This is a genomic window from Deinococcus aquaedulcis (genome assembly GCF_019693445.1).
Lineage (GTDB): Bacteria > Deinococcota > Deinococci > Deinococcales > Deinococcaceae > Deinococcus > Deinococcus aquaedulcis.
The window spans coordinates 95,188-106,947 of sequence record NZ_JAHRBL010000005.1; the positions used below are offsets into that span (position 1 = coordinate 95,188).

The 11,760-nt window shown below is 65.6% G+C and carries 11 protein-coding genes; all 11 read right to left on the reverse strand.

The window, feature by feature from the left end; translation table 11 throughout:
- Positions 1-16: 16 nt before the first annotated feature.
- Positions 17-2,188 (reverse strand): NADH-quinone oxidoreductase subunit NuoG, encoded by a 2,172-nt coding sequence (gene nuoG / locus KMW22_RS08560; RefSeq protein ID WP_221089621.1) that lies wholly within the window; start codon positions 2,186-2,188, stop codon positions 17-19.
- Between the two features lie 121 nt (positions 2,189-2,309).
- Positions 2,310-3,650 (reverse strand): NADH-quinone oxidoreductase subunit NuoF, encoded by a 1,341-nt coding sequence (nuoF, locus tag KMW22_RS08565; protein ID WP_221089622.1) that lies wholly within the window; start codon positions 3,648-3,650, stop codon positions 2,310-2,312.
- On the reverse strand, positions 3,647-4,267 hold the full coding sequence (nuoE, locus tag KMW22_RS08570; RefSeq protein ID WP_221089623.1) for an NADH-quinone oxidoreductase subunit NuoE: 621 nt from the start codon (positions 4,265-4,267) through the stop codon (positions 3,647-3,649). The genes nuoF and nuoE overlap by 4 nt, the downstream gene beginning before the upstream one ends.
- 20 nt (positions 4,268-4,287) lie before the next feature.
- A complete protein-coding gene (locus KMW22_RS08575) occupies positions 4,288-4,716 on the reverse strand; it encodes a hypothetical protein (protein WP_221089624.1) in 429 nt (142 codons plus the stop codon).
- Positions 4,713-5,948, reverse strand: a complete 1,236-nt coding sequence (nuoD, locus tag KMW22_RS08580; RefSeq protein ID WP_221089739.1) for an NADH dehydrogenase (quinone) subunit D — start codon at positions 5,946-5,948, stop codon at positions 4,713-4,715. Before nuoD ends, KMW22_RS08575 begins: the two co-directional genes overlap by 4 nt.
- 187 nt (positions 5,949-6,135) lie before the next feature.
- Positions 6,136-6,771 (reverse strand): NADH-quinone oxidoreductase subunit C, encoded by a 636-nt coding sequence (locus KMW22_RS08585; RefSeq protein ID WP_407928432.1) that lies wholly within the window; start codon positions 6,769-6,771, stop codon positions 6,136-6,138.
- Between the two features lie 50 nt (positions 6,772-6,821).
- Entirely contained in the window at positions 6,822-7,358 is a 537-nt protein-coding gene (locus tag KMW22_RS08590) for a NuoB/complex I 20 kDa subunit family protein (protein WP_221089625.1), read from the reverse strand.
- Positions 7,359-7,518: 160 nt separating this feature from the next.
- Positions 7,519-7,854: an NADH-quinone oxidoreductase subunit A gene (locus KMW22_RS08595; protein ID WP_221089626.1), complete on the reverse strand. Its 336-nt coding sequence runs from the start codon at positions 7,852-7,854 to the stop codon at positions 7,519-7,521.
- A gap of 428 nt (positions 7,855-8,282) precedes the next feature.
- Positions 8,283-9,431 (reverse strand): ATP-binding protein, encoded by a 1,149-nt coding sequence (locus KMW22_RS08600; RefSeq protein WP_221089627.1) that lies wholly within the window; start codon positions 9,429-9,431, stop codon positions 8,283-8,285.
- Positions 9,432-9,593: 162 nt separating this feature from the next.
- The gene (locus tag KMW22_RS08605; RefSeq protein ID WP_221089628.1) at positions 9,594-10,460 is read right to left on the reverse strand and encodes a carbohydrate ABC transporter permease; all 867 of its coding nucleotides are present in this window, start codon (positions 10,458-10,460) and stop codon (positions 9,594-9,596) included.
- A gap of 139 nt (positions 10,461-10,599) precedes the next feature.
- Positions 10,600-11,724 (reverse strand): carbohydrate ABC transporter permease, encoded by a 1,125-nt coding sequence (locus tag KMW22_RS08610; RefSeq protein ID WP_221089629.1) that lies wholly within the window; start codon positions 11,722-11,724, stop codon positions 10,600-10,602.
- Between the last annotated feature and the right edge of the window lie 36 nt (positions 11,725-11,760).

The following is an 11,760-nucleotide window of genomic DNA, read 5'->3' on the forward strand; positions in this document are numbered from 1 at the left end:
AACCATCCGCCCCCCATCAGTCGTCCCCTCCCGGCTGAGGGCCAGCTGGCGACACAGGCAGCGTCCAGCCGCCCTGGGTCAGGTCCGCAATGCGGTCCACCCAGTCCTGATCCCGCCGGACCATGCGCGCGGTCCACAGGCGCGGGGTGTGGGGCTGGGTGGGGGCCGTGTAGGTGCGGGCGAAGGTGTGCAGCTGCCCCTGAGCTGGCAGATCGGCCAGTTGCACGCCCAGGCGGGTCTGCGCCAGGGTCTGGGCGCCGCGCAGGCCGCGCACGGGGGCCTTCACGCCCAGGGCCTCGGCCAGGGCGGTCAGGGTGCGGATCAGGTCGGCCGAGTCACCCGCCTGAATAGCGGCCGAAGCCAGCGGCAGCAGGCGGCCTTCCAGATTGACGGTGGTGCCGCGCTTCTCGTAGTTGCTCACGGCGGGCAGCACCACATCGGCCAGTTGCGCGGTGGAGGTCAGGTGGAGGTCGTGCACCACCGTGAAGCCGCGCGCCCGCACACCGGGGTCCAGGCGGCTGATGAAGGCGGCGGGCACCTCGGCCAGCCGGTTCAGGCCCAGGCCACCGCTGCGGGGCACGAGGTTCAGGGCACTCAGGCCCAGGCTGTTCGGGCCAGCGGGCAGGGCCAGCACCTTCGCGCCGGTCCGGCCGGCCAGATCGGCCAGCGTGGCGGCGAATGAGCCCCCCGCCGCGTTCAGCACATCCGCGCCCAGAATCAGGACGGGGCGCTCGGCCTTGTCCAGGGCCTCGCGCACGGCCCGCAGGGCGGGGGTGCCCGGCTGGGCCAGCCCGCTCAGGGCCGCCGCGCCGCTGGCTGCGATGCGGTGCCCCGCGTGCGTCCACAGCCGACTTTCCCCGCCAATGACCGCGAGGCGCTCGGTTTTGCGGGCGGGCCGCTCCACCAGCCGCAGATCGGCAATGGCGGTGCCGTGCGCAAATTCGGGCGGCAGCACGCCGCCGCGCAGCATTTCCAGAATGCGCAGTTCCAGCACCGGGGCTTCCTCGCCCAGGTCGGCGCCCAGGACCGCCACAAAGTCGGCCTGGGCCACATCGGTCAGTGTGGCGGTGGGGGCAATATGCACCCCCTGCCGGGGGCCGTGGTCCACATGCCGGGCCTGCAGGGCGTCGGCCAGGGCTTCGAGCGCCACGCCTTCTTCCAGGGTGGCATCGGCGCCCACGAACAGGCCCAGGTCAGCCAGGGGTAGCCCGGCCAGCCCACGGTTGATCGCGGTGATGGCCTGATCCCAGGTGGCAGGCACCAGTTCGCCATCCTCGTTGCGAACAAGGGGCGTGGTCAGCCGTTCCTCGCTGGCAAACGGGTGCCCGAAGCGGCCCGCGTCGCAGATCCAGGCCTCGTTGACCTCGCGGTTTTCGCGGGCCACCACGCGCTCCAGGCGGCCGTTGCGGGCGTCGGCGGTAATAGAGCAGCCCACCGGGCACAGGGTGCAGGTGGTGGGCGTGTGGTCGTATTCCCAGTTGCGGCCCCGGAAGCGCGCCACGTTGTCCAGCAGCGCCCCCACCGGGCAGATATCCGTGATGTTGCCCTGAAAGCCCAGTGGCAGCCCGCCCTCTTCGGTGTCAATGAAGGTGTGGCCGCCGCGCTCGATGAAGTCCAGCACCTCCTGGCCCGGCACTTCCTCGAAGTAGCGCACGCAGCGCTTGCAGTGAATGCAGCGCTCCTGGTCCAGAATCACAAAGTCGGACAGCGGGTAGTGCTTGTCGGCGTGGCGGCGATCAAAGCCGTAACGGCTCGCACCATAGCCGTACTCGAAAGCGCGGTCCTGCAGTTCGCACGCGCCACCCTTGTCACAGGTGGGGCAGTCCAGCGGGTGGTTCAGCAGGGTGAATTCCATCATGCCGGCCTGCGCCTTGGCCACCACGTCGCTGGTCTTGGCGGTGCGGATGTGCATGCCCTCGGTGGCCTGCATGGTGCACGACGCCATGGGTTTGGGGAACCAGAAGATCTTGGGCCTGGCCGCGTCCCCCTCCCCTTCCATCACGAACGAGCCGTCCGGGTTCTTGCGGGGGCTGCCGGTTTCCACCAGACACATGCGGCAGGCCCCAATAGGCGAGAGATACGAATGCGCGCAGAAGTAGGGCACGTCTCCGCCCGACTCGAAGACCGCGTCAATGGCGCTGGTCCCGGCCGGCAGTTCGAGTTCGGTGCCGTCAACGATGACTTTCATTTCGCCTCCCTCTGGGCGGCAGGTCTAGGGGTCGAAGAGTCTAAGGGGCTAACGAGGGAGGACCCTGGGGTTCCCAGACCTTTAGACCCTTTGACCCTTAGACGCCGGGCAGCTCGCCACTTCACGCATCCCTCCAGCGTTTCCTGGGCGCGTACATGGGCTGCCCGGTCTGCGCCAGCGCGTCGTATTCCTCGCGGAAGAGCTTGATGGAACTGAGCACCGGGCCCAGGCAGGCGTCGGCCAGGGCGCAGAAGGACCGCCCGCCAATGTTGTCGGACATGTCCAGAATCAGCTGCACATCGCCCGGTTGCCCGCGCCCGGTGACCAGCTTCTGGTACATGCGGGTCATCCAGCTCGAAATCCCTTCGCGGCAGGGCGTGCATTTGCCGCAGGACTCGTGCCCGTAGAAGCGCACCAGATTCCAGGTGGCGTTCACGATGCAGTCGGCCTTCGGAATCAGGGTCACGCCGCCCGTGCCCAGCATGGACCCGGCCGCCGCAATGGCCTCGTAGTCCATCGGGGTGTCCAGGATCGCGTCGGTCCAGGGCAGCATGGGGCAACTGCTGCCGCCCGGGATGATCGCCTTCATCTCTTCTAGTGGGCCGCCTGCCCAGTCGTAAATCAGTTCGCGGAAGGTGGTGCCCAGCGGCAGTTCGTACACGCCGGGCCGCGCCACAGGCCCGGAAATCTGGAAGAGCTTCATGCCCTTGCTTTTTTCCGTTCCCATGCCCGCGTGCCAGTCGGCGCCGTAGCGCAGAATCTGGGTGGCGGCGCAGAAGGTTTCCACATTGTTGATGGTGGTGGGCAGGCCGTACAGGCCAGCGGCGGCCGGGAAGGGCGGCTTCAGGCGCGGGTTGGCACGCAGGCCTTCCAGCGAGTTCATCAGGGCGGTTTCCTCGCCGCAGATGTACGCCCCGGCGCCCCGGTGCACGTACAGCTGGAAATCGAAGCCGCTGCCCAGCACGTTCTCGCCCAGCAACCCGGCCGCGCGCGCTTCGTGAATGGCGGCCCACAGGCGCTCGGCGGCGTGCACATACTCACCGCGAATGTAGATGTAGCCCACGCTGGCGCGCATGGCGTACCCCGCGATCAGCATCCCTTCAATCAGCTGGTGCGGGTCTTCGGACAGCAGGTAACGATCCTTGAACGAGCCCGGCTCGGACTCGTCCGCGTTGCAGATGATGTAGTGCTGGCGGCCATCCTTGAGCGGCATGAACGACCACTTGAGGCCCGTGGCAAAGCCGGCGCCGCCGCGCCCCCGCAGGCCCGACTTCTTGACCTCTTCGATCACGGCGTCGGGGCCCAGGGCAAAGGCGCGCTTGACCGCCTCGTAACCGCCAGCGCGGCGGTAGAAGTCCAGGGTCCAGCTGCCTTCCTGCCCCACGTAGGCGTACAGCGTGGGCGCAAAGCGCGGGTCCTTGCCGCTGGTGATGGGCTTGGGGGCGGGCTCGGCCACGGTCATGCGGTGCCTCCTGGGCTGGGCAGCACGGCCAGACCGGTCACGCTGGTGCCCACGGCCTGCCCATTGGCCATCAGCTGCCGGCCTTCGGCCGTGACCGTCACCGGCACGGGGTTATCCGGCAGCGGCTGACGGTCTGCGCGCAGGTCGGCCAGAATCCGGGCGCATTTGCTCGGCCCCACGTTCTCGTAGTAGCCGTCGTCGTTGATCTGCATCATGGGCGCGGTGCCGCAGCTGCCCAGACACTCCACTTTCTGCACGCTGAACCGGCCGTCACTGGTCACTTCGCCGGGCTGCACATCCAGCGTGTCCACGAGGTGGTCCCACAGCTCATCCGAGCCCGCCAGCGCGCACATCAGCGTGGAGCAGACCTGCAGGTGGTACCGGCCCGTGGGCACCGTGTGGTAGGTGGAATAGAAACTCATGACGCTGCGCACTTCGGTGGCCGTGGTGCCCACCAGCGCGGCAATTTCCGCCATTCGGGTTTCTGAAACAAAACCCTCAGCGTCCTGCACTTCCCGCAGCAGCGGCATCAGCGCCGAGCGGCGGCCCTGCGGCGAATCGGGGTAGCGACTGAAAATATCCGCCACCAGTGGTTGTTTATCCGCGAAGTAAGACAAAATTCCTCCTGCTACCCGCCCTACTCGACTTCGGCGTGCATAAAGTGGCCTTGAGCATCGAACCAGCCGCTCAACTCATAGGCGTTTGGAAGCAAACTGTCGTAAACAAGGATGTAGCCCCATCGGCTGCTTTTGTCCGTTGTCGCAATGACCCAGCGCAGTTGCATGGAGTCGCATAGCGCTTCCTGCCCAGGATTTTCTATGCCACACCATGTTGACCAGGCGTCATCCCGAACGAAATCCTGAGCGATCAGCGATCTGTAAGCAGGCTCTGAAGCTTTGACTTGTCCGAAGAACTTCTCTATCTCTTGAATTTCCCGAGTGAACGGCTCATCGGTACGAATATCGAAGTCCACCACTTGCCCAGAAACACCCTCTGTCTTGCGCCAAACAGTTGAATCAATACGCCGAAAACCCGACATCGAGTTTTGTGCTTCCAACATCTTCACCGGTCCACATCTCCCAGCACGGGGTCAATCGTGGCCAGAATGGTGATCAGGTCGGCGAATTGCGCGCCCACGCAGGCGTATTCCAGGGCCTGCAGGTTTACGAAGCTGGGCGCGCGAATCTTCACGCGGTAGGGCATACTCCCGCCGTCCGAGACGATGTAGTACCCCACCTCGCCGCGCGCACTCTCCACCGGCACGTACACTTCGCCGGTGGGCGGGTGGAACCCTTCGGTCACCAGCTTAAAGTGGTGAATAACGGCTTCCATGCTGGTTTCCAGTTCGTGGCGGGGCGGCAGCGAAATCTTGCGGTTGGGGTCCTTCACGGGCCCGGGCTTCAGCAATTTCAGGGCCTGCCGCACGATCTTGATGCTCTCGCGGAACTCCAGCAGGCGCATGTTGAAGCGCGCCAGACTGTCGCCGTCCTGGCTGGTGATCACGTTGAAGTCGTACTGCTCGTAACCGCAGTACGGATTGTCCTTGCGGTGGTCCAGGGGCACGCCGCTGGCCCGCAGGTTGGGCCCGGTCAGGCCCAGGTCAATGGCCACTTCGGGCGGAATGACGCCCACGCCCTTGGCCCGGTCCAGAAAGATGGGGTTCTGGGCAAACAGCGTGCTGTATTCGTCCACGCCCCGGTCCATCTGGTCCAGGAATTTCGCCACGCGGCCCGGCCAGTCTTCGGGAATATCGCGGCTCAGACCGCCCACCCGGAAGTAGCCCTGGTTCATTCGGTAGCCGCAGACGGCTTCAAAGAGGTCCTGCAGCGCTTCTTTCTCGCGGAAGGCGTAGAAGAACGGCGTCAGGGCGCCTAGGTCCAGCAGCCCCGTGCCCACGAACACAAGGTGGCTGTGAATGCGCCCCAGCTCGTGCAGAATCACCCGCACAGTGGTCGCGCGGTCCGGCACCTGCGCCGAGAGCAACTTTTCCACGCTCAGGACGTAGGCCAGTTCGTGCCCGAAGCAGTGCAGGTAATCGGTGCGCGGCGCGTAGGTCACGCCCTGCTGGTAGGTGCGGTGCTCGAAGGTCTTTTCAAAGCCCGTGTGCAGGTAGCCCATGTGCGGGGTCACCTTCACCACGTACTCGCCGTCCATGTCCACCACCAAGCGCAGCACGCCGTGCGTGGAGGGATGCTGCGGCCCCACGTTCAGCGACATGATCTCGGTGTGCATCAGCGCCCCTGTCTCCTCGGCGCCCAGCCGCTCAGCGCGGTCACTTTCCTGATGATCCGGCCCCATCTGCTCCGGCGGCAGCGTGCCCCCAGGCGCCAGACGGCCGTGGGTGGGTTTGTCGGTGGTGGTCATGCGGGCACCTCCCTGCGGTCGGCGGGTCGAAGGGTCAAGAAGTCGAAGAGTCTAAGAAACCCACTGCCCCACTGCCTTAGACCCTTAGACTCTTTGACCCTTTGACGGCGCGCCGCGCCCCTCATTTCGGTCCGCCTTCCGGCATCACGGGGGGCAGGCGCTCGCCGCGCTCGCCCCGGCGGAATTCGCCCCGGTAGCCGGTCATACCCGCGTCGCGGCCGGTCAGGCCCGCGCGAAAGGCGGCGGGGTCCAGAAAGCGGCCCTCGCGGAACAGGGTGGGGCTTTCGCCCAGCGGGAAATCCTTGCGCAGGGGGTGGCCTTCCAGGTCGTCGGGGGTCAGCACCTTGCGCAGGTCGGGGTGGCCGGTGAACACAATCCCCAGCAGGTCGTAGACCTCGCGTTCCAGGTAGTTGGCGGCCTTCCACACCGGATACAGGCTGTCCAGGGCCTCGCCGTCGTCCAGCCACACGCGCAGGAACAGGCGGCGGTGGTCGCGGGGGTGGTAGAGGTTGTGCAGCACCGCAAAACGCCTGGGCCGCTGTTCGGTGTAGGCGCTGTAGTCAATGCCCACCGTGTCCATCAGCATGAAGCCGCGTTCCTTCAGGGCCTGGGCCACCGCGCGCAGGTGCCCGGCCGGCACCACGGCGGTGGGCTCGGCGGCGTGGTCTTCGTCCAGCCCCAGTTCGCGCATCAAGGGCGTCACGTCGCGCGAAGGGGGGGCTGGGACGGGCGCGGCTGCCACCGGGGCCACAGGCAACGTCTGGGACGACTGCACGCCGCCTTCCCGGCCGGTCAACTTCTCGCCGCTCACCGGGTCCACGCGTCCACCATCGGCAGCTGGTGGCCCATCTGGTCAAAGGCTTCGCCGCGCACCTTCTTCTGCAGCTGCATCACGGCGTAAATCAGGGCTTCGGGGCGGGGCGGGCAACCGGGCACGAAGATGTCCACGGGCACCACCGTGTCCACGTTCTGCACAATCGCGTAGTTGTTGAACATCCCGCCCGAACTGGCGCAGGCCCCCATGCTGATCACCCATTTGGGGTCCGGCATCTGGTCGTACACCCGGCGCATGATCGGGGCCATCTTCTTGCTCAGGCGCCCAGCCACGATCATCACGTCGGCCTGCCGGGGCGAGGCGCGGAACACCTCCGAGCCAAAGCGCGCCAAGTCGTTGCGCCCGTCTGTGGAACTCATCATCTCAATGGCGCAGCACGCCAGCCCGAAGGTGGCGGGCCAAAGGCTGTTGCTGCGCCCCCACGCCACCAGCTTTTCCAGACTGGAGAAGAGGACGCCTTCGGATTCCAGTTCCTGCCAGTCTTTTTCAAAGAGCTCTTTTAGGGCCATATAGCCTCCATCGGGCGGCCAGGAACGCTCAGCGTCAGAGGGGCCAAGAACCTGGGACCACTGGGTTGTCTTAGACCCTTAGACCCTTTGACTCTTTGACCGCGCGCAGAGCAGGCGGCCCTTCGCCTCTCTTGACCAAGTGGCACAGGCGTATCCGCTCTTAGTTCCATTCCAGCACCCGCTTCTTCAGGATGTAGACGTAGCCCACCAGCAGCAGCGCCACGAAGGTGATCGCCTCGAAGAACGCAAAGGGAATCAGCTTCTGGTAGGCCACCGCCAGCGGGTAGAAGAACGCCGTCTCGATGTCGAAGATGATGAAGAGCATGGCGACCAGATAGAAGTGCACTGGGAAGCGCTGGCCGGTGCCCACCCCACCTTCGGGGTCGTTGCCGCTTTCGTAAGCCATGAGCTTGGTGCGGCTGCCCCGGCGTTTGGGGCCCAGAAGGGCGCTGGCCAGCACGGCAACAATGCCGATGCCCAGCGACACGAGCAGCATGATGACAAAGTTGGCGTATTCGATAACAATTCCCCTTTCTGCGTGCGTACCCGCCCTTCACTAGCCTCGCTCGTGAAAAACGGCACGAAATGCTGGAAAAAAAGAGAGTGCGTCCGAACTCCTCTTGCCTGACTTGTGGTGCACCCTTGTTCTAGCACGTCCTGCGCGCTTGCGGGCCCGATTCCCCAGACAGACAGAGGGGCAAGGCTGGGGGGTGGGTGAGGGGCAAGGAAGCGCCTCCCTCGTCCAGGCGGAACGTCTGGGCCACCGAGAAACTGGCAGGCTGGGCAACGTCGCCAGACCATGCCTGCCCGCGCGATGAGCAAGGAAAAAGGCCGCCCCTGGTAAACAGAGGTGGCCTTCAATAAGCAGGCAAGGACTTGTGGGGGTGGGACATTCCTGCCGTGTGCGGCTAGGCGCCTGAACCCCTACACCAGTTCGGCAAAATCGTCGTCTTCGTTGTCGGCGGCGAGGGGCAGGGTGAAGAAGAAGGTGGCCCCCTGGCCGCGCACCGATTCCACCCAGATCTTGCCGCCATGCTCTTCCACGGCCAGCTTGCAGAAGGCCAGCCCCATGCCAGTGTCAAAGCGGCCGTGCAGGGTCAGGCGGGACTGCTCGAAGGCGGCGAAGAGGTTGGGAATGTCGTCTTCGGGAATGCCCTCGCCGTCGTCGCGCACGGTGACCTGGACGCTGTCGCCCAGGCCGCGCACCGCCACCGTGATCAGACCGCCCGTCATGGTGTGTTTCAGCGCGTTGCTGATCAGGTTGGCCAGCACGCGGCGCAGAATCTCGGGGTCAGCGCTGGCAGGGCTCAGGTCCTGTTCCACGTCCACGCGCAGGTGGCGGTCACGCAGGCCGCTGCCCACGTCGCCGCAGGCCAGTTCCACCACCTCGCGGAACATGGGGGTGAACATCAGCTCCCGGCGCAGGTTCATCTTGCCCGCCTGGATCTTGCGCACGTCCAGCATGTTCACGGCGAGGTGCAGCAGGTGCTGGGTTTCGTCGCGGGCCACTTTCAGCAGGTCGCGGTTGTCTTCGGGCACCCGGGGGTCTTCCTGCACGATTTCCAGCAGGCCCATCACCGCAGCGATGGGGTTTTTCAGGTCATGCACCAGCATGTGCACCAGCTGGTCGCGCACCCGTTCCTCGTGCTCCCAGGTGTCCAGACGGTGCTGCAGCGAGCCCACGCGCGCCTGGGCGTCGCGGTGCTGCTGCGCGCGGGCCAGCAGGGTCTGCACCTGCACCGCCATCGCCTGGGGCGGGGTGGCTTCACTGATCAGGGCGTCCACCCCCGCGCCCAGCATCTCGCCCAGCCCGCGCGAGCCCACCGCCAGCCAGTAGGTGCCGGCCAGTTCGGCGCGCTGGCGCAGCATGGGCAGCACCTGGTGCAGCGGCACGCCGGGCGTATCGGTGTACAGCAGCGCGACATCGGGGGGGGTGACATGCGCTTCACGCAGCAGCGTTTCGGCGTCGCTGATATGGCGGACGTTGGCACGGGGCAGCAGTGGCCGCAAGGCCTGCGCCCGCGCCGGTTCCGCCGTCACAACGAACACGGGTGGGGGTTCGGGAATCGTCATGAAGTGGGCTACAGCATAGCCGCCGCTGCCTGACGGAAGTGTAAGGGGCGGTGAAAGGGGGGAAGGGGCCATGGGCTCTGGGCCATGAGCCATGGGGAACTGCCCCCACAACACATGGCCCAGATGCTTTTTGCTCATAGCTCAGAGCCCATAGCCCTCTCTTTACCCCTTCACGCTCCCGGCCAGTAGGCCGCGCACAAAGTACCGGCCCAGCAGGATGTACACCAGCAGCGTGGGCAGCGCGGCCAGAATCGCGCCGGCCATCGGCAGGTTCCAGCTGACCGCCTGCCCCCCCGCCAGCTGCGATAAGGCATAGGTCACGGGCTGCGAATTGGTGTTTGTTAGCGTGGCAGCGAACAGGAACTCGTTCCACACCTGCGTGAACTGCCAGATGATCACCACCACAAAGCCCGGAATGCTGATGGGGAAAATCACCTTGCCGTAGATCTGCCAGAAGCCCGCGCCGTCAATGGTGGCGGCTTCAATCAGGGCGTCGGGCACATCGGCGTAGAAGTTGCGGAAAATCAGCGTGGTGATGGGCAGGCCGTACACCACATGCGCCAGGATCAGGCCCCAGATAGAGCCGTACAGGCCCAGCGATTTGATGAACTGGAACAGCGGAATCAGCACGGCCTGGTACGGAATGAACATGCCGAAGAGCATCAGGGCGAACAGGGTGTTGGCGCCCCGGAACTTCCATTTGCTCAGGGCGTAGCCGTTCAGACTGCCCAGCAGGGCGCTGAACAGGGTGGCCACCACGGCCAGGAACACGCTGTTGAGCACGTTGCCGCCAATCTTGGCCCAGGCGTCGCGGAAGCTGCCCCAGTTGAGCACGCTGGGCCAGTGCCACGTGGTGGCTTCGGCAATGGCGTCCGGGCTTTTCAGGGCCGTGGCAAACAGCAGATACACCGGAATCAGGAAAAACAGGGCGGCCAGCACCAGCAGGGCGTACATCAGCACGCGGCCCGGACGCAGCGGTTTGCGGGGAGCCGCCGCCGGGGCGGTGTGGGAGGGCAGGGTGGTGGTCATGCGGGGCCTCCTGCGGAGGGGTCTAAGGGTCTAAGCGTCAAAGGGTCTAAGACAAGCGCACCTCGACGGCTCGACTTCCCAACCTGTCGACCTCCCCGCCACCGGCCATCTGCCTTCTGCCATCTGCCTTCGCCCCCCCTCACGCGTGTCCCTCCTCGCCCCGGAACTGCGAGGCCAGATACGGCACGATCACGAACGCCACCAGAATCAGCAGGATGGTGCCAATTGCCGCGCCCAGGGCGAACTGGTTCTGGCGGAAACTGGTGAGGTACATGTTCAGGGCCGGCACACTGGTGTTGATGTTGTCGGGCCCCGACATGGCGTACACGAGGTCAAAAATCTTCAGACTGATGTGCCCCAGCACGATCATGGCGGACAGGCTGATGGGCGCCAGCAGCGGGAAAATGACGTGGCGGTACATGCCCAGGTCACCGGCGCCGTCCACCTTGGCGGCTTCGCGCAGTTCTTCGGGAATGCCGCGCAGGCCGGCCAGATACAGCGCCATCGTGTAGCCGCTCATCTGCCACACAGCGGCGATGATGATGCCGATCAGGGCGAGGTTGAAGCCGTGGGGCTCCGGTGCGGGCAGCAGTTTCAGGTTGGGCGCCACGAACAGGGCCCAGCCCAGCAGCAGCGCGGCGCACAGGGCGGCCACCAGCGTGCGGCGGCGGTCCCCGGCGCGCAGGGCGCGCACCGCCACCACGATCAGCACCACGGCCACCACACTGGCGGTCAGCAGCGGCAGCTTGTTCCAGTCGAACTTCCAGATCGCCTCGGTGCTGCTGAGCCAGGGAAAGGTGCTGGGTTGACCACCAAACAGGGTGGGGGCCTGGTTCACGCCGCCGCCGGGCTGCAGCATCCAGCGCCAGATGGTGCCGGTCACGATAAACGACAGGCTCATGGGAAACAGGAAGATGGTGCGCCACAGCCCCTCGCCCCGGGGGTTGCGGTCCAGGATCAGCGCCAGCCCCAGCCCCAGGCCCAGGCAGCCCAGGATGAAAAAGGCGGTGAAAAACACCGTGCTCACCAGTTCCTGCCGGAAACGGCCCTGCAGAAAGCCGGTAAACAGGTCCTGGTAGTTCGCCAGCCCGATAAAGCGGATCACCGGGTCCAGCGCCAGCGCCTGCGCGGGGTCGTTGCCCCAGTCGGTCATGCTGACGTACACACTGCGCGCGATAAACCCGTACACAAACACCGCGATCAGCAGAACGCTGGGCAGCAATACGGCGACCGACCACAGACGGTCTTTACTCAGGCCTTTCATGGATGGCCTCCTTTGGAACATGGGAGCGGTGCGCGG

What these genes read in the sequence shown, in the direction of transcription:
- nuoF (WP_221089622.1), bottom strand. Translation starts at nt 3,650, where the DNA reads ATGACCGTGGCCGAGCCCGCCCCCAAGCCCATCACCAGCGGCAAGGAC.
- nuoD (WP_221089739.1), bottom strand. Translation starts at nt 5,948, where the DNA reads ATGGGGCCGGATCATCAGGAAAGTGACCGCGCTGAGCGGCTGGGCGCC.
- nuoG (WP_221089621.1), bottom strand. Translation starts at nt 2,188, where the DNA reads ATGAAAGTCATCGTTGACGGCACCGAACTCGAACTGCCGGCCGGGACC.
- KMW22_RS08605 (WP_221089628.1), bottom strand. Translation starts at nt 10,460, where the DNA reads ATGACCACCACCCTGCCCTCCCACACCGCCCCGGCGGCGGCTCCCCGC.
- KMW22_RS08600 (WP_221089627.1), bottom strand. Translation starts at nt 9,431, where the DNA reads ATGACGATTCCCGAACCCCCACCCGTGTTCGTTGTGACGGCGGAACCG.
- KMW22_RS08595 (WP_221089626.1), bottom strand. Translation starts at nt 7,854, where the DNA reads ATGCTGCTCGTGTCGCTGGGCATCGGCATTGTTGCCGTGCTGGCCAGC.
- KMW22_RS08610 (WP_221089629.1), bottom strand. Translation starts at nt 11,724, where the DNA reads ATGAAAGGCCTGAGTAAAGACCGTCTGTGGTCGGTCGCCGTATTGCTG.
- KMW22_RS08590 (WP_221089625.1), bottom strand. Translation starts at nt 7,358, where the DNA reads ATGGCCCTAAAAGAGCTCTTTGAAAAAGACTGGCAGGAACTGGAATCC.